At 43.7% G+C, this 23,152-nt stretch carries 24 protein-coding genes; 10 read left to right on the forward strand and 14 right to left on the reverse strand.

Annotated elements, in window-relative coordinates:
- Positions 1-30 precede the first annotated feature (30 nt).
- The 8 genes from rseP to rpsB all read right to left on the reverse strand — a co-directional run bounded on the left by rseP (position 31) and on the right by rpsB (position 7,616).
- On the reverse strand, positions 31-1,389 hold the full coding sequence (gene rseP / locus L8S15_RS04205; RefSeq protein ID WP_010436501.1) for a sigma E protease regulator RseP: 1,359 nt from the start codon (positions 1,387-1,389) through the stop codon (positions 31-33).
- On the reverse strand, positions 1,386-2,594 hold the full coding sequence (gene ispC / locus L8S15_RS04210) for a 1-deoxy-D-xylulose-5-phosphate reductoisomerase (protein WP_010436498.1): 1,209 nt from the start codon (positions 2,592-2,594) through the stop codon (positions 1,386-1,388). The genes rseP and ispC overlap by 4 nt, the downstream gene beginning before the upstream one ends.
- 51 nt (positions 2,595-2,645) lie before the next feature.
- Positions 2,646-3,488 (reverse strand): phosphatidate cytidylyltransferase, encoded by an 843-nt coding sequence (locus tag L8S15_RS04215; protein WP_016787751.1) that lies wholly within the window; start codon positions 3,486-3,488, stop codon positions 2,646-2,648.
- 15 nt (positions 3,489-3,503) lie between these two features.
- Positions 3,504-4,256 carry an isoprenyl transferase gene (locus L8S15_RS04220; RefSeq protein WP_010436491.1) on the reverse strand — a complete coding sequence of 251 codons (753 nt, stop codon included), beginning with the start codon at positions 4,254-4,256 and terminating at the stop codon, positions 3,504-3,506.
- Between the two features lie 98 nt (positions 4,257-4,354).
- Positions 4,355-4,912 (reverse strand): ribosome recycling factor, encoded by a 558-nt coding sequence (gene frr / locus L8S15_RS04225; RefSeq protein WP_009847417.1) that lies wholly within the window; start codon positions 4,910-4,912, stop codon positions 4,355-4,357.
- Between the two features lie 98 nt (positions 4,913-5,010).
- A complete protein-coding gene (pyrH, locus tag L8S15_RS04230; protein ID WP_009847418.1) occupies positions 5,011-5,742 on the reverse strand; it encodes a UMP kinase in 732 nt (243 codons plus the stop codon).
- Positions 5,743-5,900: 158 nt separating this feature from the next.
- Positions 5,901-6,746 carry a translation elongation factor Ts gene (gene tsf, locus L8S15_RS04235; protein WP_280572035.1) on the reverse strand — a complete coding sequence of 282 codons (846 nt, stop codon included), beginning with the start codon at positions 6,744-6,746 and terminating at the stop codon, positions 5,901-5,903.
- Between the two features lie 138 nt (positions 6,747-6,884).
- Positions 6,885-7,616 (reverse strand): 30S ribosomal protein S2, encoded by a 732-nt coding sequence (gene rpsB / locus L8S15_RS04240; RefSeq protein ID WP_009847420.1) that lies wholly within the window; start codon positions 7,614-7,616, stop codon positions 6,885-6,887.
- 457 nt (positions 7,617-8,073) lie between these two features.
- On the opposite strand from rpsB, the gene map reads away from it, so the two are divergent.
- The 3 genes from map (at position 8,074) to L8S15_RS04255 (ending at position 12,277) form a co-directional block, all read left to right on the forward strand.
- The gene (gene map / locus L8S15_RS04245) at positions 8,074-8,952 is read left to right on the forward strand and encodes a type I methionyl aminopeptidase (RefSeq protein WP_010436481.1); all 879 of its coding nucleotides are present in this window, start codon (positions 8,074-8,076) and stop codon (positions 8,950-8,952) included.
- Between the two features lie 137 nt (positions 8,953-9,089).
- Positions 9,090-11,711: a bifunctional uridylyltransferase/uridylyl-removing protein GlnD gene (glnD, locus tag L8S15_RS04250; RefSeq protein ID WP_016767581.1), complete on the forward strand. Its 2,622-nt coding sequence runs from the start codon at positions 9,090-9,092 to the stop codon at positions 11,709-11,711.
- A gap of 182 nt (positions 11,712-11,893) precedes the next feature.
- On the forward strand, positions 11,894-12,277 hold the full coding sequence (locus tag L8S15_RS04255; protein ID WP_010436477.1) for a DUF3461 family protein: 384 nt from the start codon (positions 11,894-11,896) through the stop codon (positions 12,275-12,277).
- Between the two features lie 121 nt (positions 12,278-12,398).
- Here L8S15_RS04255 and truC read toward each other — a convergent pair whose 3' ends face one another.
- Together truC and L8S15_RS04265 are read right to left on the reverse strand one after the other, a co-directional pair.
- Positions 12,399-13,148 (reverse strand): tRNA pseudouridine(65) synthase TruC, encoded by a 750-nt coding sequence (truC, locus tag L8S15_RS04260; protein ID WP_016784999.1) that lies wholly within the window; start codon positions 13,146-13,148, stop codon positions 12,399-12,401.
- On the reverse strand, positions 13,148-13,462 hold the full coding sequence (locus tag L8S15_RS04265) for a YqcC family protein (protein WP_016784998.1): 315 nt from the start codon (positions 13,460-13,462) through the stop codon (positions 13,148-13,150). Before L8S15_RS04265 ends, truC begins: the two co-directional genes overlap by 1 nt.
- A gap of 87 nt (positions 13,463-13,549) precedes the next feature.
- Here L8S15_RS04265 and L8S15_RS04270 point away from each other — a divergent pair, with 87 nt between their 5' ends.
- Positions 13,550-14,593 carry a DUF3549 family protein gene (locus tag L8S15_RS04270; protein ID WP_010436470.1) on the forward strand — a complete coding sequence of 348 codons (1,044 nt, stop codon included), beginning with the start codon at positions 13,550-13,552 and terminating at the stop codon, positions 14,591-14,593.
- Positions 14,594-14,677: 84 nt separating this feature from the next.
- On the forward strand, positions 14,678-14,986 hold the full coding sequence (locus L8S15_RS04275; RefSeq protein WP_016786808.1) for a DUF3301 domain-containing protein: 309 nt from the start codon (positions 14,678-14,680) through the stop codon (positions 14,984-14,986).
- Here L8S15_RS04275 and L8S15_RS04280 read toward each other — a convergent pair.
- Positions 14,952-15,470: a GNAT family N-acetyltransferase gene (locus L8S15_RS04280; RefSeq protein ID WP_010436467.1), complete on the reverse strand. Its 519-nt coding sequence runs from the start codon at positions 15,468-15,470 to the stop codon at positions 14,952-14,954. The two genes, L8S15_RS04275 and L8S15_RS04280, sit on opposite strands and share 35 nt — an antisense overlap.
- A gap of 776 nt (positions 15,471-16,246) precedes the next feature.
- Between L8S15_RS04280 and L8S15_RS04285 the strand changes: the two genes are divergently transcribed.
- The 3 genes from L8S15_RS04285 (at position 16,247) to L8S15_RS04295 (ending at position 17,918) form a co-directional block, all read left to right on the forward strand.
- Positions 16,247-16,534 (forward strand): hypothetical protein, encoded by a 288-nt coding sequence (locus L8S15_RS04285; protein ID WP_010436465.1) that lies wholly within the window; start codon positions 16,247-16,249, stop codon positions 16,532-16,534.
- A gap of 54 nt (positions 16,535-16,588) precedes the next feature.
- Positions 16,589-17,032 carry a YaiI/YqxD family protein gene (locus L8S15_RS04290; protein WP_010436462.1) on the forward strand — a complete coding sequence of 148 codons (444 nt, stop codon included), beginning with the start codon at positions 16,589-16,591 and terminating at the stop codon, positions 17,030-17,032.
- 118 nt (positions 17,033-17,150) lie between these two features.
- On the forward strand, positions 17,151-17,918 hold the full coding sequence (locus L8S15_RS04295) for a MipA/OmpV family protein (RefSeq protein WP_010436460.1): 768 nt from the start codon (positions 17,151-17,153) through the stop codon (positions 17,916-17,918).
- Between the two features lie 105 nt (positions 17,919-18,023).
- Here the strand turns inward: L8S15_RS04295 and L8S15_RS04300 are convergent, their stop codons facing one another.
- The 3 genes from L8S15_RS04300 to L8S15_RS04310 form a co-directional block, all read right to left on the reverse strand.
- Positions 18,024-19,610 carry an AbgT family transporter gene (locus tag L8S15_RS04300; RefSeq protein ID WP_010436458.1) on the reverse strand — a complete coding sequence of 529 codons (1,587 nt, stop codon included), beginning with the start codon at positions 19,608-19,610 and terminating at the stop codon, positions 18,024-18,026.
- 388 nt (positions 19,611-19,998) lie between these two features.
- Positions 19,999-20,124 (reverse strand): type B 50S ribosomal protein L36, encoded by a 126-nt coding sequence (gene ykgO / locus L8S15_RS04305; RefSeq protein ID WP_010436457.1) that lies wholly within the window; start codon positions 20,122-20,124, stop codon positions 19,999-20,001.
- Entirely contained in the window at positions 20,124-20,384 is a 261-nt protein-coding gene (locus L8S15_RS04310) for a type B 50S ribosomal protein L31 (protein WP_010436456.1), read from the reverse strand. The genes ykgO and L8S15_RS04310 overlap by 1 nt, the downstream gene beginning before the upstream one ends.
- A 123-nt stretch (positions 20,385-20,507) precedes the next feature.
- Here L8S15_RS04310 and tsaA point away from each other — a divergent pair, with 123 nt between their 5' ends.
- Together tsaA and L8S15_RS04320 are read left to right on the forward strand one after the other, a co-directional pair.
- On the forward strand, positions 20,508-21,203 hold the full coding sequence (gene tsaA / locus L8S15_RS04315) for a tRNA (N6-threonylcarbamoyladenosine(37)-N6)-methyltransferase TrmO (RefSeq protein ID WP_016767588.1): 696 nt from the start codon (positions 20,508-20,510) through the stop codon (positions 21,201-21,203).
- A gap of 101 nt (positions 21,204-21,304) precedes the next feature.
- On the forward strand, positions 21,305-23,023 hold the full coding sequence (locus tag L8S15_RS04320; RefSeq protein WP_280572036.1) for a proline--tRNA ligase: 1,719 nt from the start codon (positions 21,305-21,307) through the stop codon (positions 23,021-23,023).
- Positions 23,024-23,152: the final 129 nt, after the last annotated feature.

Genomic DNA, 23,152 nt, shown 5'->3' on the forward strand with positions numbered 1-23,152 from the left:
TTGCTACTACCAATGCCTGTAAGAAACCATTTACAGGCGAGTAAAATCGTTAAATATTGCCAGAGCCATCAAAGAGAAGAGGATTGCCCCTCCCACTCTGTACCCCATTTCCTGAACTTTTTCAGGGACCGGTTTACGAGTAACGGCTTCAATAGCGAAAAAGAGCAAATGTCCGCCATCAAGCATAGGCAGCGGAACCAAATTAATAATACCTAAGTTCACACTAATCAAAGCCAAAAAGCCTAGGAAATAAACCAAACCATAATCGGCGGTTGTCCCTGCACCTTTGGCAATTGAAATAGGACCACTCAAGTTGTTTAAGCCAACATCACCAACGATAAGCTTTTTAAGCATTGTCAGCGTCAAACCAATAATTTGACCTGTTTTATCAAATGCTTTTCCTACAGAATCAATTACACCAAATTGTAACTCAAAGCGATAATCTTCTGGCCATTCTGCGACTTCTGGAGCAATACCCGCATAGCCAATTACAGAACCATCAGAAAGCTCCCGGCTTTTTGGCGTCATAACCAATGACTGCTCAGCACCATTTCTCAACACAACAAGGTCTAATGACGTCATCGGGTTTGCACGAATTAACTCGACTACCGACTGCCACTGTTCAATGGGCTGCCCATCAATCTCAACAATTTTATCACCGGCTTCTAACCCTGCCGAGTATGCCGCACCGTCGTCAATCACTTGAGCAAGCGTTGTCGATATTTCTGGCGAATACGGTCTAAAACCAAGCGTTGTCATTGCAGATTCAGTTTCTGGGTTAAACGACCAGTCTGAGATATCCAATGTCATCTGTTGTTCGAAGCCGATATCATCTTGAGAAGCGACAGTTACAGTCATGGATTGATCACCAATGTGTGATATCAAACCCATATTAACAGATTCCCAATCTGCGGTTTTGATTCCTGAAACTGATTTAAGTTCCATTCCACTTTCAATTCCGGCTTGTGCGGCAATAGATTGCGGGGTGACTTCGCCGATTACGGGTTTAACCGCAGGCACACCAATCAAAAATACCAACCAGTACGCAAACACAGCAAAGATAAAATTAAATGCAGGACCGGCACCGACTATCGCAGTTCTTTTCCACAATGGCTTCTTATCAAAAGCGTATTGTTGTTCATCTTCAGAAAGGTCATCAACACGACCATCAAGCATCTTAACGTAGCCGCCCAATGGAATAACTGACAAGCTGTACTCTGTGCCATCACGGCCAACTTTGCTCCAGATTGATTTACCAAAACCAATCGAGAATTTTTCAACTTTCACACCACAGCGACGAGCAACCCAGAAGTGTCCAAACTCATGAACAGCGACCAGAATGCCAAGCGCTACAATAAAAGATGCGAAGTTCCACAGAATTCCACTCATGTAAGCTGCTCTTTAATAAATTGAATGGCTATTAGACGAGACATATTATCGAGCTCGAGAAGGCTTTCCAAGCTATCTAAGCCCTCAGAGTTATGTTGTTCACATACTTTGCTCATAACATGCTCGTTAATGATAGCAATATCGGTAAACTTCACCTGATTATTCAAGAAAGCATCAACTGCAATTTCGTTTGCCGCATTAATTGCAGTTGTTGCATGCTGACCTAAGTAGCAAGCTTCAATCGCTAATCTTAAGCAAGGGTAACGAGTTAAATCAGGCTCTAAGAATGTCAGCTCACCAACCTTAGTAAAGTCCAACGGCTTAACACCGGCTTCAGTACGTTCAGGATAAGACATGGTTAGAGCGATCGGCGTCGCCATATCGGGTTCGCCCATTTGAGCCAATACTGAACCATCTTTGTACTGAACCATAGAATGAATAACAGACTGAGGGTGAATAATAACTTTGAGTTGTTCTTGAGAAGCATTGAATAGCCATTTCGCTTCAATGTACTCTAGGCCCTTATTCATCATAGTTGCTGAATCAACAGAGATCTTAGGCCCCATAGACCAGTTAGGGTGCGCAATAGCTCGTTCAGGAGTCACTGATTCGAGTTCTGCGACATCGGTATAGCGGAAAGGGCCACCAGAGCCGGTCAAAAGAATATGATTGATACCGTTCTCTTCTAGGTTACAACGACCTAGATTGGTTTGTACGTTTTGTGGTAGGCATTGAAAAATAGCATTATGTTCACTATCTACAGGAAGTAGCTCGGCCCCGTACTTTTCTACAGCGTCGATAAACAGCTGACCTGACATCACCAAAGCTTCTTTGTTGGCAAGTAGGATACGCTTACCGGCTTTAACCGCAGACATCGTAGGAAGCAAACCTGCCGCACCGACAATAGCAGCCATAACTGTGTCTACTTCCTCTAAAGAAGCGACCTGACACATACCTTCCGGACCTGAAAGTACTGTAACGTTAGGGTAATTTTCGGACAACATGCCTGTCAGCTGAGATGCAGCATCAGGACAAGCCATAGCAACATAGCTTGGTTGCCACTTTTCAACTAACGCCAGCATCTTTTCAACGTTCGAGCCTGCAGCCAGTGCAACGACCGAATAAAGTTCTGGGTTTTGCTCAACGACTTTTAGTGTACTTGCACCAATTGAGCCGGTAGCGCCAAGGATAGTTAGATTTCGCATCACATATGACCGTAGAAATGTAATAAAGGGCAGAAACACTGCCCTTTTTTATTAGAATGCTAAATAAAGCAGAGCAAAGACAGGGAATGCAGCCGTTAAGCTATCTATTCTATCAAGTATACCACCATGACCAGGAATCAGATTACTACTGTCTTTCACTCCAGAAACACGCTTAAACATGCTTTCTACAAGGTCACCAAGAACAGAGATAACAACGGTCACTAGGGTAATAATAATCATGTGAAGAGGGCTGGTGAATTGGATATCAAACAAATCAGCAAAGATCCAAGCCACGATCACCGCAGTAATAATGCCACCAATAAGACCTTCAATCGTCTTATTCGGACTTACCGCAGGTGCCATTTTTCGCTTACCAAAACTCTTTCCTGAAAAATAAGCCCCGCTGTCTGCTGCCCAAACAAGCAAACAAACAAACATTACCAATTTTGCACCGTGGTAAGGGTCAACATCGATGCCGTTAGCGCGCAGGATAACCACACTCCAGAAGAATGGCAGTAAAGTCAGTACACCAAAAGCATGACGAAGGAAAGAAGAGTCTTTCCATGCTGGCATCGACTTAGGATAAGTCACTGCCATACCACTTGCGATTACCCACCAAATAGAACCAATAGTTAATATTGCGTAATGGGCGCTAGATAAGTCATTAAGGCTAAATGCATCAAAAGGGATAAAAGCAAAACTTGCCGCACTGACCACAACCGTTGGAATCAAGGCTAAATAACGCGACTTGCTTTCAACAAACTGAGTCCACTCCCAAAATCCCAAGAGCGAGATGACCGCTAATGAAAAAATAAACGTAGGAAGTGACAACTCGAAAATACCTAGAATAACTAGGGGAGCTAAAATCAACGCCGTAATAATTCGTTGTTTCAAACCAAAAAATCCTTATTAACTGTCCATCAGAGCTTTGATCTGTTCACCGGTGCATCCGAAACGACGCTCACGGTTTACAAACCAAGTCACAGCTTCTACTAAGCTGTCTTCATTAAAGTCTGGCCAGAATTGTTCAGTGAAATACATTTCAGCGTAAGCCAATTGCCAAAGCATAAAGTTACTAATGCGACACTCGCCACTAGTACGAATTAATAGGTCAACTTCCGGAATATCGGCCATAGTCAAGTGTTGTGTAATCATAGCTTCATCAATGTCTTCTACATTAATATCACCAGACTTTACCTGTTGAGCAATAGAAGTCATTGCTTGCTGGATATCCCACTTGCCACCGTAGTTGGCCGCAATATTAATAACCATGCCAGTATTGGTGCGAGTCAAAGCTTCCGCTTCTTCGATCTTCTTTTGGAGTCGATCATTGAAACGACTTTTGTCACCAATAACACGAAGCTGTAGATTGTTTTTATGAAGTTTTTTTACTTCACTCGAAAGGACTGAAATAAACAGTTCCATCAAGATACCGACTTCTTCTTCAGGACGACGCCAGTTCTCGCTACTAAACGCAAAAAGTGTAACGGCTTTAATGCCAAGTCTGGCTGCAGAAGAGATGGTTTTGCGAACGGCTTTAACACCGTTTTTATGACCAAAAACGCGAGGCTTGCCCTTAGCTTTTGCCCAGCGACCATTACCATCCATAATGATAGCAATGTGTTTAGGAAGAGAGTCTGTGAACGCTTGAGAATTATGCATAAAAGAGTGAATCAAATTCTAATAGTCGAACAGAGTAGCATAAAAAAACGCTGAACCGTGAGTACAGCGTTTTTCCGGAAAGAAAAGAATATGGAAAATTAAACTTCCATCAACTCTTTTTCTTTAACTGCTAAAACTTCGTCTACGTTCTTAACCGCAGCGTCAGTTAGCTTTTGAATTTCGTCTTGTGCTTTACGATCTTCGTCTTCAGAGATTTCTTTATCTTTAAGAAGCGCTTTTAGATCGCCATTCGCGTCGCGACGGATGTTACGGATAGCAACACGGCCACCTTCAGCTTCGCCACGAACAATTTTAACTAGGTCTTTACGACGCTCTTCCGTTAGCGGTGGAAGTGGTACACGGATAACCGTACCTGCAGACATAGGGTTTAGGCCTAGGTCAGAAGTCATGATTGCTTTTTCAACGAGAGGAGTCAGTGTTTTATCAAACACTGTAATTGCTAGTGTACGTGCGTCTTCAGCAATAACGTTAGCTACTTGAGTCAAAGGTGTTGGCGCACCGTAGTACTCAACGGTAAGGCCAGAAAGTAGGCTCGGGTGAGCACGGCCTGTACGAATTTTTTGTAGGCTGTTCTTTAGTGCATCAACACTTTTTACCATGCGCTCTTGAGCGTCTTTTTTGATTTCGTTAATCACAATTTCACCTTGATTATGTTCTTTCTTCAAGAAAGCTTTTTATTTGGAGTGATAAGGATAAGCTTACCAAAGCACAAGGCTTCAGTAAGCCCGAAAAATTAGTCAGCGTCGCTGATTAACGTACCTTCAGTTTCACCCATAACCACGCGACGTAGTGCGCCTGGCTTATTCATGTTAAATACACGGATTGGCATTTTGTGATCACGTGCTAGCGTAAATGCAGCCAAGTCCATTACTTTCAATTCTTTCTCAAGAATCGTGTTGTAAGACAAAGTATCATACAGCTCTGCGTCTGGGTTTGCTACTGGGTCAGCAGTAAATACACCATCTACTTTTGTCGCTTTTAGAACTACGTCAGCTTCGATTTCGATACCACGTAGACATGCAGCTGAGTCAGTAGTGAAGAATGGGTTACCAGTACCTGCAGAGAAGATCACAACGCGACCTTGACGTAGTTGGCTGATTGCATCTGCCCAGTTGTAGTCGTCACACACCCCTTTAAGCGGGATAGCTGACATTACACGCGCATTTACATAAGCACGGTGCAGAGCGTCACGCATTGCAAGGCCGTTCATTACCGTTGCAAGCATACCCATGTGGTCACCAACAACGCGGTTCATGCCCGCTTCAGCAAGGCCTGCACCACGGAAAAGGTTACCGCCACCGATAACAACACCTACTTGAACACCTAGTTCAACCAATTCTTTTACTTCTTGAGCCATACGATCAAGGATCGTAGGGTCAATACCAAAACCTTCTTCGCCTTGTAGTGCTTCACCGCTAAGTTTTAACAGAATACGTTGATACGCCGGTTTAGGGTTCGTAGTCATGGAGTTTACCTTCCAAAGAGTTGATGATTAACAGTCATGGATAAAAACTGATTAGCTCAGTTCGTATTCATAACAGCTAACAAAGCAAAAAAATTGTTCATTATTCATAAAAAGACCGCAGCATTTGCCACGGTCTTTTTCAAACAATACGCTAAGGATTAACCTTTTTGTACCGCAGCAACTTCGTCAGCGAAGCTCATTTCAGCCGCTTTCTCGATGCCTTCACCAACTTCTAGACGTACGAAGTCAGATACTGAAGCGCCTTTCTCTTTCAGGATAGCGCCAACAGTTTGCTTAGGCTCCATGATGAAAGCTTGACCAGTTAGAGAGATTTCGCCCGTGAATTTCTTCATACGGCCAACAACCATTTTCTCTGCGATTTCAGCTGGTTTGCCTTCGTTCATAGCGATTTCAACTTGAACTGCTTTTTCTTTCTCAACTACGTCTGCAGGTACGTCTTCTGGGTTTAGGAACTCAGGACGTGATGCAGCAACGTGCATTGCAACGTGCTTAAGCGTTTCAGCTTCGCCTTCACCCGTAACAACAACACCGATTTTCTCGCCGTGACGGTAAGAAGCTAGTGCAACACCTTCAACGAATTGTACGCGACGGATGTTGATGTTTTCACCGATCTTAGTTACTAGTGCAATACGCGCTTCTTCAAATTTAGCTTGAAGAGCAGCGATTTCTAGACGTTCTGCTAGAGCAACTTCAGCAACTTCGTTAGCGAATGCAAGGAAACCTGCATCTTTAGCTACGAAATCAGTTTGGCAGTTAACTTCAAGAAGAGCAGCTGCGCCGTTTGCTTCTTTGATGATAATTGCGCCTTCAGCAGCAACGTTACCAGCTTTTTTAGCTGCTTTCGCTGCGCCAGATTTACGCATGTTTTCAATTGCTAGCTCGATGTCGCCTTCAGCAGCAACAAGTGCTTTTTTACATTCCATCATGCCCGCAGCTGTGCGTTCACGAAGTTCTTTAACTAGAGCTGCAGTTACAGTTGCCATTCTCTATTCCTCAGTAAATTCTAAAAAAGATAAAAAACAGGGGCCTAATTAATTGGCCCCTGATATTGACTGTATTCAGTCCGTTAAGCCACCGATTATGACCGCTTAATATGAACTAAATATGGCTCAGAGCCGCTATTATTCAGCTTCTACAAAACCGTCTTTTTCAGCAGCTACAGCAGCAACATCTTTGTTACGACCTTCTTTAACCGCGTCTGCAGCAGCGTTTAGGTAAAGCTGTACTGCACGGATTGCATCATCGTTACCTGGGATAACGAAGTCAACGCCGTCTGGGTTAGAGTTAGTATCAACTACAGCGTAAACTGGGATACCTAGGTTGTTTGCTTCTTTAACTGCGATGTGTTCGTGATCAGCATCGATTACGAATAGAGCGTCTGGAAGGCCGCCCATGTTCTTAATACCACCAAGAGATTTCTCTAGCTTCTCCATTTCACGAGTACGCATTAGAGCTTCTTTCTTAGTAAGCTTGTCGAAAGTACCGTCTTGAGCTTGCGCTTCAAGTTCTTTCAGGCGCTTGATAGACTGACGAACAGTTTTGTAGTTCGTTAGCATACCGCCTAACCAGCGGTTGTTAACGTAGAACTGGTTGCTGTTGATAGCAGCTTCTTTAACAGCTTCAGATGCAGCGCGCTTAGTACCAACAAAAAGAACTTTACCTTTCTTCTCGCCAACTTTAGCAATTTCAGCTAGAGCGTCGTTGAACATTGGTACAGTTTTTTCTAGGTTGATGATATGTACTTTGTTACGAGCACCAAAGATGAATGGCTTCATTTTTGGGTTCCAGTAACGAGTTTGGTGACCGAAGTGAACACCAGCTTTAAGCATATCGCGCATTGATACAGTTGCCATTTTAAAATCCTCTATGGGGTTAGGCCTCCACATCCCCCATGAATCCGACCCCTAACAACTAACCACTTTTCAGCCGTTATCTATGTTGTTGAGGCACCCCGGAACATGTGTCGGAATGTGTGTGATTTAAAGAAATAAGTTAGTGGACACAAAGCTTGTTTCGCCAAGTGGAGAAAACAGTCCTGATGTCCGGCGCGCTTTATACCATATTTTGTCTATCTATGGCTAGAAAAAATTCTAAAAATGGCGACTGCTATACTGAACCGTGGCGGCGAATTTCCTCTGTAAAATAGTGTCCTATTCAAATCACGCTGCATCATTAAACCGAACATTATCCACTCAGATTGAGCAGTATCCACCAACATTGTACGGACATGGTAATGTTGCGCTAAAATGCTGCACTGATAGAATAGCCCCAATATGCACACTTAGGTGCTACCAAATTAAGAGATATGCAATGGCTGTAAAAATTAAAACTGCTGAAGAAATCGAAAAAATGCGCGTTGCCGGCAAACTGGCCGCTGAAATTCTAGAGATGATTGAACCTCACATCCAAGTAGGTACAACGACAGAAGAACTGAACAAAATCTGTCACGAGTACGCTCTAGAAAGAGGCGCATACTCAGCACCACTTGATTACCACGGTTTCCCTAAGTCAATCTGTACGTCTATCAACCACATCGTGTGTCACGGCATTCCAGCATCACAAGATGAGACAGGTAGCACAGGTCAATTCAAACCTGCAGTATTGAAAGATGGCGATATTCTAAACGTTGATATAACTGTGATTGTTCCTGATGATGAAAATGCAGACCTAAGCGTTCGTCCACAAGGTTACCACGGTGACACATCTAAGATGTTCCTTGTTGGTGAGGTTTCACCGGCAAACAAGCGTCTATGTATGGTTGCTCAAGAAGCACTTTACGAAGGTATGCGTCAAGTTAAGCCTGGTGTTCAGCTTGGCCAAATCGGTACTGCTATCGAGAAGTACATCAAGACAAACAACAAGAACAACCCACGTGCTAAGTTCTCTATTGTTAAAGATTACTGTGGCCACGGCATCGGTTCTGAGTTCCACGAAGATCCACAAGTGGTTCACTACAAAAACAACGACCGCACTGTGCTAAAAGCTGGCATGTGTTTCACTATCGAACCAATGATCAACGCTGGTAAATTCGGCTGTCGTCTCGATGACGAAGATAGCTGGACAGTGTACACCGCTGACAGCAAGAACTCGGCACAGTGGGAACACACATTGGTTGTGACTGATACAGGTTGTGAAGTACTAACCCTGCGCAGCGATGATACTATTCCACGTATCATGAAGAACGCTTAGTTCATTAAACTGAACGCATCGGCCTTTTAAAAATATCCTCGCATTGTCGAGGATATTTTTTTCCGCTCAATTTCGATTTTCCACCAGCTTCTGGTAAATTGTTTACTATTCTCATTTGCTTGCACGGATAGCAAACTATGCCTTATCAATGCCCTCTTACGTTCAATGATGAACAAATTGAAATCTGCGAATTAAAAAATCAGCTCGAAATCTTCACGCAGTATCAAAAAAATGAATTTCTAAATCATCATCCAGTTACTGATTTAGTACTATTGCGATCCAAATACATGGATTTGCTTCTCAGTCGATTATGGGAACATTTAGGCTTTAATAAACTGCCACATATTTCCCTTGTCGCAGTGGGTGGATATGGTCGAGGTGAACTTCACCCGTTATCGGACATTGATATTCTCATTGTCTCGCAAAAAACGCTTCCACCAGCTCTTGGTGAAAAGGTCAGTCAATTCATTACTCTACTTTGGGATTTAAAGCTCGAAGTTGGCCATGCTGTGCGAACTATTGCTGAGTGTCTTGATATCGGCACCGATGATTTAACCGTCGCGACTAACCTACAAGAGTCACGCTTACTTTGTGGCAGCGAAGACACCTTCCAAGAGCTGAAACTAAAGATTCATTCCGATTCATTTTGGCCTAGTGAGACTTTTTACAAAGCTAAAATTCAAGAACAAAGAGAGCGTCATGCTCGCTACCACGACACCACTTACAATCTAGAGCCAGATATCAAATCAACTCCAGGCGGCTTAAGAGATATTCACACACTGAGTTGGGTAGCTCGTCGACATTTTGGTGCGACATCGTTACTAGAAATGAGTAAATACGGCTTTCTTACCGATGCTGAATATCGCGAGCTCGTTGAGTGCCAAGATTTTTTATGGCGTGTTCGCTTTGCATTGCATATTGAACTGCGCCGTTACGACAACCGTTTAACGTTCGCACATCAAGCTCAAGTCGCTGAGCATCTAGGTTATACTGGTGAAGGAAACCGTGGCGTCGAGATGATGATGAAAGAGTTCTACCGAACACTTCGTCGTGTAGCAGAGCTCAATAAGATGCTACTTAAACTGTTCGATCAAGCGATCATCAATGGCGGTGAGACCCAAGAAGCTGAAATTCTTGATGACGATTTCCAGCGTCGAGGTTCACTGATAGAGGCGCGTAAGCCTGCACTGTTCCAAGCACGGCCAGAAACGATTCTCGATATGTTTATCCATATTGCCAATGACTCTTCCATCGAAGGAGTAAGCCCACCAACACTGCGACAACTGCGCACAGCGCGCCGTCGACTGAACCGATTCTTACATACCATCCCTGAAGCTCGTGACAAGTTCATGGCATTGGTTCGCCACCCAAATGCTCTGCATAAAGCCTTTAGCTTGATGCACAAGCTAGGCGTCTTATCGGCATACTTACCACAGTGGAGCCAAATTGTTGGTCAGATGCAATTTGACCTATTCCATGCTTACACCGTTGATGAGCACAGTATTCGTCTGCTCAAGCACATTAACCGTTTCAGCCAGATAGAAAACCACGACAAGCACCCTATTTGTTGTGAAGTGTACCCACGAGTTCAGAAGAAAGAACTACTGATTCTGGCGGCTATCTTCCATGACATAGGTAAAGGCCGCGGTGGAGACCACTCAGAAATTGGGGCAGTAGAAGCTTACTCTTTCTGTATTGAACATGGGCTATCTAAACCCGAGGCTAAGCAAGTGTCGTGGTTGGTACAAAACCACCTGTTGATGTCTGTCACTGCACAACGCCGTGATATCCACGATCCCGATGTTATCGCCGAATTTGCCAAAAAAGTACGTGATGAAGAATCACTTGAGCTTTTGGTTTGTCTAACCGTCGCCGATATCTGCGCCACTAACCCTGAGCTCTGGAACAGTTGGAAACGTACCCTACTAGCGGAATTATTCCATTCAACACAAAGAGCACTGCGCCGTGGTTTAGAAAATCCGGTTGATGTCAGAGACCGTATTCGCCACAACCAACAAATGGCCTCCGCCCTGTTACGTAAAGAAGGCTTCACCGCTCGCGAAATCGAAGTGCTTTGGCAACGTTTCAAGGCCGACTACTTCTTGCGTCATACCCACAAGCAAATCGCTTGGCATTGTGAGCACTTACTTCGCTTGAAAGATCCAAGCCAACCCTTGGTATTGATAAGCAAAAAAGCCACTCGTGGTGGTACTGAAGTGTTTGTCTACTGCAAAGACCAGGCTGCACTGTTTGCGACCGTCGTTGCTGAACTCGATCGACGTAACTTTAACGTCCACGACGCACAAGTTATGGTCAGCAAAGATGGCCATGTTTTAGACACCTTTATCGTTCTAGACCAACATGGCAAAGCTATTGATGAGGCAAGACACAAAGCTGTTGCCAAACATTTGGTTCATGTCCTCGCTGATGGTCGCCCAACTAAGATCAAAACACGTCGTACACCTCGAAATTTACAGCATTTCAAAGTCAAGACTTTAGTCGAATTCCTACCAACAAAGAGCAAAAAACACACTTTGATGGAACTCAGAGCACTGGATACCCCTGGATTATTGGCTGAAGTAGGTGCGACCTTTGCTGAGTTAGACATCAATTTACATGGCGCAAAAATCACGACTATCGGCGAACGAGCGGAAGATTTATTTATTCTGACCAGTGACGCAGGAGGAAGGCTTTCAGAGGAACAGGAACAAGCGTTAAGAGAAAGATTAACCGAGCATGTTTCGGAACTCGCACCTTAGAAAGCTAATTCAATGCCAAGAGTAGGCTTAATAGCCAAATTAATGTGGGTAAAGATAGAGAGCGATCTTGCCCACAACTTACAATCAATTCCCAGATATCAACTATCTAGCGCGTGATTAGGCTGCTACATTGATTAGGTCAATTTCATAAAAGTATTACATTCATAAACTAGAGGTCGCTTATGTATCCAAACCTCACTGGCTTAGGTATCCACGAACCTAAACAGATTGAACGTTATTCCCTTCGCCAAGAAGCCCACAAAGATATTCTAAAGATTTACTTTTGTAAGCAGAAAGGCGAATTGTTCGCGAAAAGCGTTAAGTTTAAATACCCACGACAGGTCAAAAGTGTGCTTGTTAGTGGTGGCAACAATCAATACAAAGAAGTGACGGAGATAAACCGCAACCTCACCCTTGTGATTGATGAGCTAAACAAGATCACCAAACCTACGCCAACCACTGAGGTCGATGTGAAGCAGAAGATCCTCACTGATTTACGTCACTTAGAGAAAGTAGTATCGAGTAAGATCTCAGAGATCGAAGCTGATCTAGCAAAGTTAAAATGATCCCGCTATTAGCAACTAGATTCTAGTAAGTCGATTCCAATTACACAGATATTAGAAAGGGCTGATATTACTATCAGCCCTTTGTTTTATGCTTTCTACGTTTACTTGGACGCGTGTACTTTTACTTAGGCGAACATGCTTCAGCATTCACTAAGTTGGTATCCCACTCAAAAGTTTCAAACAACCTTAACCACGTTTCATCTAGGTTAGCCTTCATCACTAACTCCTTCTTTGTAAAAGGGTGGATGAAGCGTAGTTCAGAAGCATGCAGTAACAAACGGTGAGAGTCTAAATCATCACGAAACAGACGGTTATGCTTACCATCACCATGCGAAGTATCACCCACGATTGGGTGTCTTAGGTGAGCCATATGACGACGCAACTGATGCTTGCGACCTGTCTTTGGCATCATCTCAACCAAGCAATAACGACTGGTTGGGAAGCGGCCTGTTGAATACGGCACTTCAACTTTCGCTAACGGCTCGTAAACGGTAATAGCCTCTTGTGGTTCTTTATCTTCTTTCACGAACTTGTCTGCGATCTTATCCAACTCGACCTTGAGTGCGTAGTCGAGCGTATCGCCCTCTTCTATCCAGCCACGCACAATCGCATGATAAGTCTTTTGCATCTCATGGTTGGCGAACATCGGCATGACTTCAGAGGCAACCTCACTCGACAATGCAAACACCAAAACACCGGATGTAGGTCGGTCTAAACGATGCAAAGGAAATACATGCTGACCAATTTGGTCACGCAGTGTTTGCATAACAAATTGAGTCTCGTGTTTATCCAACCATGAGCGATGTACTAGCATACCTGCAGGCTTATTCACCGCGACAAAATACTCATCTTGATAAATGATCTCTAACATTACGCGCATACCTCATCAATGCTCAGAATCGTCACTAGCAGTTCAGCTTTGTCTGCCTTATTTTTCCACACTTCACTAAAATAAGGATGAATCGCAAAGCCTTTCGGTAGACTTATTTGGGCATCCATCATTGCGTTGATCTTAACGATAAAGATCCACTGCAACCACTCTTCCGGTTGTAGCGAATCAACCGCGAAAGGTTCAATGCTCGCAAGCGCCTCATCCGAGGGTGGAAACGTGCTCCACAGAGAACATTGGCGCATTTGTTGTTCTAATTGTTGAAGTAAAAGAGGTAACTTTGTGGCAGCTGTCATTTTTCACCAAGTTATTTATCTAGTGACCTTGAAATTGGGGCATAGAGTACCATCTATTTAGGAAAGAAAGTTAGGAGCTTTATTACTATGGAAACCATTCACACGCTCACTCAGTTGCTAAAGAATAGCGGTTGCCAATATGATATCTACGATCTAGGTCGTCGTATCCAAAAGATCGACAACAACCTATTCTCTGATGTTGAGCAGGGGAAACAGCCGTACCCATTTCCACTGCAGAAACAAGCTCACTTAGCGATTAGCTACTGGAACGAACACAAGCAACCTTGGATTTGGTTCCTAAAATTTAAACTGGATGAAAGAGGCCTATTGCATCAAGGAGATGTGGGTAACTTCCTAAAGTTTGTTATTGAAGCAATGGGCACTCGTTTGAACGGCGAGATCACCGAAGAGCAACAACAAAAGCTGTCTAACAACCCATATACCTTCAAGCCTTCTGAAGACAAGATGGCCGTGTTCCATAGCCAAGTAAGATCAGGTTTAGATCTTGCGACGAGCCAATACTACGAACACGCTCAACATTACTTCACAGGTGAACTCGGTTGGGACAACTGGAAAACGGTTGGCTTGCAGGGCATCACAGATATGTGTGCTCGCTTAGGCAGCCAGCAAAACGGTGTCACTATTCGTAAGGCTCTTCATAAACTGCCATCAGAGCCTCTTTATGCAACACTAGGAGCGCTTGAGCATACGCAAATCAATGACAAGCTAGCTCAACGCTTGCAAGAGATGGCAGAGAATGAAATCTCAAGTAAAGAACCGGATCTGTTTTTACTTTCAGCATTAGTTCGTGCCCTTTCAGGTGCAGAGCAAAATACAACGAATGCTGTGATTACCCAAGTTTTGGCTAGCCCACGTTTAAGTCATCAAGAAGTATTAATTGGTTTAGCTGGTCGAAGTTGGAGTGCCCTACAAGATCCAACTATTGCTGAGCAATTTTTGCTGCGTCTCGCACAAACAGGTAATCAAAACCTATTCAATCAGCTATTTGCAGATTTAGTGATGATTCCGACACTAAGAATGGTATTTTTACCATTGTTGAACTCGAATCCATCACCAGAGCTTGCTAATGCATTGGTTGAATTGCAACAAGCAACTAAAGCTCAACAGTAGACTAACTAAAGAGTAGATCTACTCAATAGCTCCTAACACTAAAGTCACAATTGGAAGAAAGAGATAAAAGGAAGTATGGATTAAATGATAGATAACTTATTGGCTATTTTGTTTCTGTGCTTCTTTTGCTTTCTGTTTTGGCAGCAACGCAGGCAATCTGAGTTAGCAAAAACAGCCATTGCGAGAAAGTGTAAAGAACTCGATTTGCAATTATTAAGTGTCGCCTTTAGTGGTCATAAACTGAAGATGCGCCATGAGCTCACCACCATTTGGCGCTGGCATACTGTGTACCATTTTGAGTTTTCGGCGTTAGGTGACGACCTGTACCAAGGAAAACTAACCATGGTAGGTTTCCGCTCTATGCGGTTTGAGCTACAGCCTCATAGAATGTAACGTCGCAATACGCGGTATAGCTATATTCATGATAAGGACCAAACATATCTTGTTTGGTCTCTTTGAATGCAAAGCCTAACTTTTCTAATAATTTAATGGATGGGTTATGACCAACATTTACAGTTGCAACCACATTCGTTAAGTGCTCTTCAAAACAAGCCAAACTAAAAAAGGGTTTTAGCGCTTCACTCGCCAGTCCTTGATGCCAGTACTCTTTGTCCAGAATAAAACCCAGTTCGTGTTTTCCATCCGCAGATGAAATAAACAAGTGCCCAAGGTATTCGCGAGTTTGATTGTGGATAATAGCCCGACAAAAGCCGACGTTATCGTTCAATATTTCTTGGAATAAGTGCTTCGCAGAAGCAATAGAGTGCGGCCCATTCATTTCAGCACGATTAATGGGGCAACAATTCAACTTAATAAAGTCATGTTCTAACTGCTCGGTATAAGGTACCAACAGCGTTCTTGAGGTTGCAATCGTCATAAAACACTCCTTGTGTTGACCATTAGCAGAAAAGCAGATGTGACGCTTTAAGATAAAACTATTAGATAAAAAGCGCTCAGATAACAAAGCACCGAAATAAATAAAGGCCCAGAAAAGAAAAGCCCCGACACCGAAGTGTCAGGGCTAGGGTCTTACTCGCAGCAGTCCGGCTACTAATTAATGCTCCATGCATCATCCATAATAGTGGCTGTAATCCTTCAGCTCTTTCCTTTACTTCGCCGTCCTAGCGGTGTCCAATCTTCCTGAAAGCTAACAATCCTAGTTAGCGCACATCACTTGTTCCGTGAGCGGTGTCCTTTACATCGTCCTGATGCTAATCCAACCCTTTATCCTAAAGGTGTCCATTGTCATTCCGTTGCAGCTAACTTCCTGTTAACTGTCTGTATCCCTACAATGTCCTTACGCTCCATGCTTGATCACTCAATCCTAAGTAACCAAATCTTCATCCTGAAGATAACCAAATCCTTGTTGCTTTCCTGTTCCGTGTCAGAATCCTTCCGACAAGGTTTAATTTACGCGATTTAAGATTTCGGACAATAGATTTTCATCACACTTTTAATCCAACCAAGTTGTTAATTAAATAAAACACTTAAAATTCAAAATCTTAACCATATGCATATCAATCTCTCTAGCGATATATTCGTGTTATCTCACAGCCTTTGTAAGAGATCTCTCACAAGCTATAGGCGCTTTTATGATTCGCTATCGCGCACTGGAGCGAGTAAAATGAAAAAATACTAAAAATGGAGGTCAACATGCTCACAAAAGATGTGTCTGAAGAGTTAAAATCGGTGCTTGAAGGACTGCAAGCCCAAGGGAAAGAGCCGACAGTTGCTTTAGTTAAAGCTCGTATGAGCACATCAGTTCCAATGCCCGCTTTGATCACGACGATCAAAAGCTGGAAAACGGCCAATCGCGTCCCTAAAGTGGAAGTCGCGACACAAGAAGCGCCAGCACTCGATCGTGTTAGCCAACTAGAAAAGCAAATTGTAGAACTTACCGCTCGCGTTGCCATGCTTGAAGCCAAGTTAACTGAGCAATAAGCTAACTGAGCAATAAGTTAACTGATAAATAAGCTAATAGAGAAATAGAACACTATGAAGATATGGGTTGATGCGGACGCTTGTCCTAAGGTTATCCGAGAAACAATCGTACGCGCAGCTGAGCGAACAGGTGTGGAATGTACCTTCGTGGCAAACCACTTGGTACCCGTTCCTAAACGCAACAACATTCACTCAATTCAAGTACCAAGCGGGTTTGATATTGCAGATGATGAAATCGTAAAACGCACTGCACCCGGTGATTTAGTGATTACCTCCGATATCCCTCTCGCCGATGAAGTGATCACCAAAGGCGCGCTTGCTTTAAGCTCTCGTGGCGAGCTTTACACAAAAGAAACCATCAAAGCGCGTCTCAACATTCGTGACTTTATGGATACCATGCGTTCAAGTGGCATTCAAACTGGCGGACCAAGCACCCTTTCTCAAACCGACCGTCGTGAGTTCGCAAACCACCTCGATCGCCTACTAGCTAAACGCTAAACGCAGTATTTCTAATGACGACAACTTTAGAAATCGTCACTTAGTCGATATAGCCCCGATGAAATTTTAATCGACATACTCCGTTCTTGATATTTATTACAATAACGGAGTATTGCTTATGATTCGTCGAATCGCCCTCTCATTATCCATTGTTTTTGGCAGCACCCAACTTTCTTTTGCCGATGAAGACTTTGCTGAAGGCTTTGCCGATAAACACTTTGCTGATCAAGAGTACGGAATCATCGGAGGCAGCATCACCTATGGTGAAAGTGTTTTCTCCACTAAAAGTGCCCCTCGATTTGGCGCAACACCCAATCTATTCTATTCCGGTCCGAAAGGCTTTATCGATGGTAGCCTAGCCAATTGGCAACTACTGCCTTACGTGGGGCTATCTGGAAATTGGCGCTTTGCTGAGGTGTCAGACACTTTTGTGGACCTACCTAACGGCATTCAAGACAGAGATGGTAATGGAGAGCTGGGGATAACCTTAGGAACAGTAGGTGCACGCCTCACCTACTTACACGATGTAACTTCAGAACATGATGGCTACGAAGTTCAGCTTCACTTAGGCAGAACGTTAGAAACCTGGACGCAGCCATTCACCATTACGCCCTACCTAGAAGTCGATTATCGAGACAAGAAACTGTCCAATCACCTGTATGGTATTTCTAACACCGAGTCATCAGCTTCGGGACTAAACCAATTTGATGCGGGCTCAACCTTTGTCTATCAAGCAGGGTTAATCGGGCTTTATGAGTTCACGCCAACTTGGATTGGTATCGCTCGAGCAGACCTAATTCATCATGACAGCGACAGCGCGTTGATACAACGAGACGTGGGCTGGTCATTCGAACTAGGCGTTACCTATCGGTTTGCGGGATTGTAAGTTTACTGACTCAAACAAAAAGAGCCTGCATTGATGCAGGCTCTTGGGTATCTCGTCTTTTATTCAGTTAATAAGCGAATTGAAATGTTCGCCTATCACTGTTCACTAAGGCGTGTAGTACGTTGCAGCGCCTGGACCTACTGGTAGACCGAATACGAATACCCATAGGTAGAACAAGATGCTCCAACCAAACATGAATACCATTGAGTAAGGCAACATTGTCGCGATCAGTGTACCGATACCTAGGTTCTTCATGTAGCGAGTTGCTACGGCAAGGATAAGACCGAAGTAGCTCATCATTGGTGTAATGATGTTGGTTGTTGAATCACCGATACGGTAAGCCGCTTGAATCGTTTCAGGTGCGTAGCCTACTAGCATTAGCATTGGAACGAAGATTGGCGCTGTTACTGCCCACTGTGCAGAAGCTGAACCGATCATCAGGTTAATGAAACCACACATTAGGATGAATGCGAAGAACAACATTGGACCCGTTAGGCCGATATCCTGAAGGAATGTTGCGCCGCCTACAGCAACCACTTGACCAAAGTTCGTCCACTTAAAGAAAGCAACAAACTGTGCAGCAAAGAATACAAGAACGATGTACATGCCCATTGAAGACATCGACGTTGCCATTGCATTAATCACATCACGGTCATTCTTCATTGAACCGGTAATTTTGCCGTAAACAAAACCAGGAATAGCAAAGAATACAAAGATAAACGCGACGATACTTTTCAGGAATGGAGAGCCTGAAATCGTGCCCGCCTCTGAACGTAGAACACCGTCAGCAGGAACAACAGTCCAAGCTAAAAGCGCACTCACGATTAATACAGCGACACCCGCCAATCTAAGGCCTTTCTTCTCAATAGCAGTAAGCTTACCCATTGAGTCATTTGAAAGATCTTCAGACGCGTCTTCGACATTGTATTTACCCAGTTTAGGTTCAACAATCTTCTCTGTTACCAATGCACCGGCAATCGAGATAAAGAAGGTCGAAATAAACATGAAGTACCAGTTTGATTCAGGGCCAACAGAGTAAGATGGATCAAGCATTTGTGCTGCTGTTTCTGTGATACCAGAAAGCAGTGGATCAACCGTACCGATAAGTAGATTTGCAGAATAACCACCAGATACACCAGCAAATGCTGCCGCTAGACCTGCTAATGGGTGACGACCCAATGAGTGGAAAAGCATTGCTGCAAGAGGGATAAGTACTACGTAACCTAGCTCTGAAGCCGTGTTAGAGATAATACCGGCAAATACCACGGTTACAGTAACCATGCGCTGAGATGCGCCCATTACCATGCCGCGCATTGCCGCAGATAATAGACCTGAGTGTTCAGCAATCGCAACACCTAGCATTGCAACAAGTACAGTACCAAGTGGCGCAAAGCCAACAAAGTTCGAAACTAGATTCGTTACGATGAGTTGTAAGCCTTCAGCATTAAGTAAGCTTACAACGTGGATCATACCATCAGCAGCACGACCACTAGCACCTTCAGGGCGAGGGTCCATGACAGACACTTCAAAGTAACCAGCAATACCTGAAGAAACTAGGATTGCGACACAGAAGATAGCAAAAAGAGTGATTGGGTGGGGTAAAAGGTTCCCCAAATATTCAACGCTGTCTAAAAAGCGTGTGAAAATAGGTTTTTTTGGTGCGTTGTTTTTTATTGAAGCAGATGAACTCATCTGTTCCCTCCTTGTGTAGTGATTCCTGTGCAATTGTGACAAAGATGTTCAAATTGCCAGCGAAGGGTACGCGACAAAAATATCAATTAGAAATTCAAAATGTTACAAAGTGTGTAACAAACGACGACTTTTAACTCTATTTGAACAATTAATTAGCAAATAAATCTATATTAAACACAAAAACTAGATTTATAATTTACAACAACGCATTCACTAGAAATATAACTCACAATATAACCCATTGATTCACTTGAAAATAAAATACATCGTACGTTAAATACACACTCGATATCCGGTTAAGTACCTCTCGAAGGAAAAGAAAAACAGACAAATGAATGAAGTTTGACTTTCCCCTCGTTTTTACACACATGTCACATCATATTGACGGTTATTTTTGAACCGCTTTAAATCTTGGATTGGATTTACAGATCACATAGTGACGCCCTCTACGCTTAACTATCTGGCAATCAGGGTGACGGCTTTTCGCACTTTTAAGTGATTTAACAACTTTCATTATTTAGCTCCCTTACCTAATTGACCAAAGCGACGAGTAAAATTAGCAACACGTCCCTCTTTATGTAGCACTCTCTGTTTACCCGTATAGAAAGGATGTGATTTTGAAGACACTTCAATAGTGAAATAAGGGTAAGTATTACCATCTTCCCATTCGATAGTACGCTCTGTTTTCAAGGTGGAGCCAATCAAGAAGTACTCATCAACATTGGTGTCGTGGAACACCACTGTGCGGTAGCCCGGGTGGATATTCGGTTTCATTGTATTTCCCTAAATAATTGAATTGATATGTTATAACATAACAAATGATAATTATTATCAAAAGAAAAACAAGCGATTTTATGATATTTTCCCGCCATAGATCGTAATCAGAGACGTCCACTCATGTACTCCATTGAACCTATTGGCTTTATAGAGTCTCCCTATAAAGAGAAGTTCGCAGTGCCAAGGCAACCTAGATTGGTACCAACATCCACCTCAAGAGTCAGGCTGGTTGACGCAGCAAACTGTCTTGAGTCTGTTCGGGATATTGAGCAATTTAGCCATGTGTGGTTGTTGTTTCTGTTCGATAAGAACCTTGAAGCGGGCTGGAAACCAACTGTGAGGCCGCCTCGACTTGGCGGCAATGAACGTATCGGTGTTTTCGCATCACGTGCGACATTCAGACCGAATGGGATTGGTATGTCCGCGGTTGAGCTCAAAGGTGTCTATCAAGAAAAAGGACAAACTTGGTTGGACTTGGGCAGCGTCGATCTCGTTGACGGTACGCCTATCATCGACATCAAACCTTATATCTCCTACTCGGATTCAATTCCCGATGCACTAGGAGGGTTTGCCGCCGATGAACCTGAAGTGTTAGATGTGAACTTCTCTCAGCAAGCCCAAAGTAAGCTGTCTGGTCACCCGCAGGCACGCCATATCATTCAAGTGATCAAAGAAGTGCTTGGTCAAGATCCGCGACCTGCTTATAAAAAAGGCAAGCCAGACAGTAAGGAATATGCGGTAAATTTATTCGATCTTAACGTGAAATTCGTTGTTGAGGCGCTTTTCATCAATGTAACTGACATTGAACGCTTTTGAGATCCCAAATAGGCTGATATTATATACGGCTATATCAGATTTGCTGTCGTCACTCACTGCAGCAAATTTTCTTTTATCAATGATGAAACGGATACCATAGAATGCGTACCAGTAACTACCTTCTTTCTACTCTGAAAGAGACTCCAAACGACGCAGAAGTTATCAGCCACCAGCTGATGCTACGTGCAGGTATGATCCGTAAGCTAGCTTCAGGTTTATATACTTGGCTACCTACTGGTCTACGTGTACTGCGTAAAGTCGAAAATATCGTTCGCCAAGAGATCGATAATGCAGGTGCCGTTGAAATCTTGATGCCCGTAGTTCAGCCGTTTGAGCTTTGGGAAGAGACTGGCCGTTCTGAAAAGATGGGTCCTGAGCTACTTCGTTTCACAGACCGTCACTCTCGTCCATTCGTTCTTAGCCCAACAGCTGAAGAAGTAGTGACAAGCCTAGTACGTAACGAGATCAGCTCTTACAAACAGCTTCCTCTAAACCTGTACCAAATCCAGACTAAATTCCGTGATGAACGCCGCCCTCGTTTTGGCGTAATGCGTGCACGTGAGTTCTCTATGATGGATGCATACAGCTTTGATATCGACAAAGAAGGCTTAGAAAAGTCTTACCAAGCGATGCACGATGCTTACTGTAAAGCATTCGACCGCATGGGCCTTGAATACCGCCCGGTATTAGCAGACTCTGGCGCAATCGGCGGCAGCGGCTCTCAAGAGTTCCACGTTCTTGCTGAAAGCGGCGAAGACCTAATCGCATTCTCTTCTGAATCTGATTACGCAGCGAACATCGAGAAAGCAGAAGCACTAGCTCCTACTGAAGAAGTTGCAGCGCCTACTCAAGAAATGGAATTGGTTGATACGCCAAACGCAAAAACAATCGCAGAACTTGTAGAGCAGCACGGTCTAGCAATCGAGAAGACAGTTAAGACTCTATTCGTTAAAGCATCTGATGAAGTAGAAGCAGATATTATTGCTCTAATCATCCGTGGTGACCACGAGCTTAACGAAGTGAAAGCAGAAAACCTTCCACAGGTTGCTTCTCCACTAGAGATGGCTTCTGAAGAAGAAATCCGCGCACTTGTTGGGGCTGGTCCTGGTTCACTTGGCCCTGTTGGCCTAGATCTACCATTCATCGTTGACCGCTCTGTTGCCGTAATGAGCGACTTTGGCGCTGGCGCAAACGTAGACGGTAAGCACTACTTTGGTATCAACTGGAGTCGTGACGTAGAGCTTGCTCAAGTTGAAGACCTACGTAACGTTGTAGAAGGCGACCTAAGCCCATGTGGTCAAGGTACTATCCAACTTAAGCGCGGCATCGAGGTTGGTCATATCTTCCAACTAGGTAATACTTACTCTAAAGCAATGAACTGTAACGTGCTTGGTCCTGATGGTAAGAGCGTAATCCTAGAAATGGGTTGTTACGGTATCGGTGTTTCACGTGTTGTTGCATCTGCTATCGAGCAAAACCACGATAAATTCGGTATCACTTGGCCAGACGCACTAGCGCCGTTCCAAGTTGCTATCGTACCAATGAACATGCATAAATCTGAGCGCGTTAAAGAAGCAGCAGAAAAGCTATACGCTGAATTAACAGCTATGGGTATCGAAGTACTATTCGATGACCGTAAAGAGCGTCCAGGTGTTATGTTTAAAGATATCGAGCTAGTGGGTATTCCTCACACTATCGTTATCGGTGATCGCAGCATGGACGAAGGTAACTTCGAATACAAAAACCGTCGTACTGGTGATAAAGAAGCTATCGCTATGGACACGGTTATCGAGCACCTTAAGGCTCAACTAGCTAAGTAATCCGATTACTCACTAGATAAATATTGAAAGGCTGCTATTAGGTGGCCTTTTTTGTGCCTGTCGTTTCACTTCAAACTCCCTTCTATTGATCAATAGAGCAAATTACATAAGTTAATCACCAGTTCATCT

This window comes from Vibrio sp. S/42/10 (assembly GCF_029890535.1).
Lineage (GTDB): Bacteria > Pseudomonadota > Gammaproteobacteria > Enterobacterales > Vibrionaceae > Vibrio > Vibrio cyclitrophicus.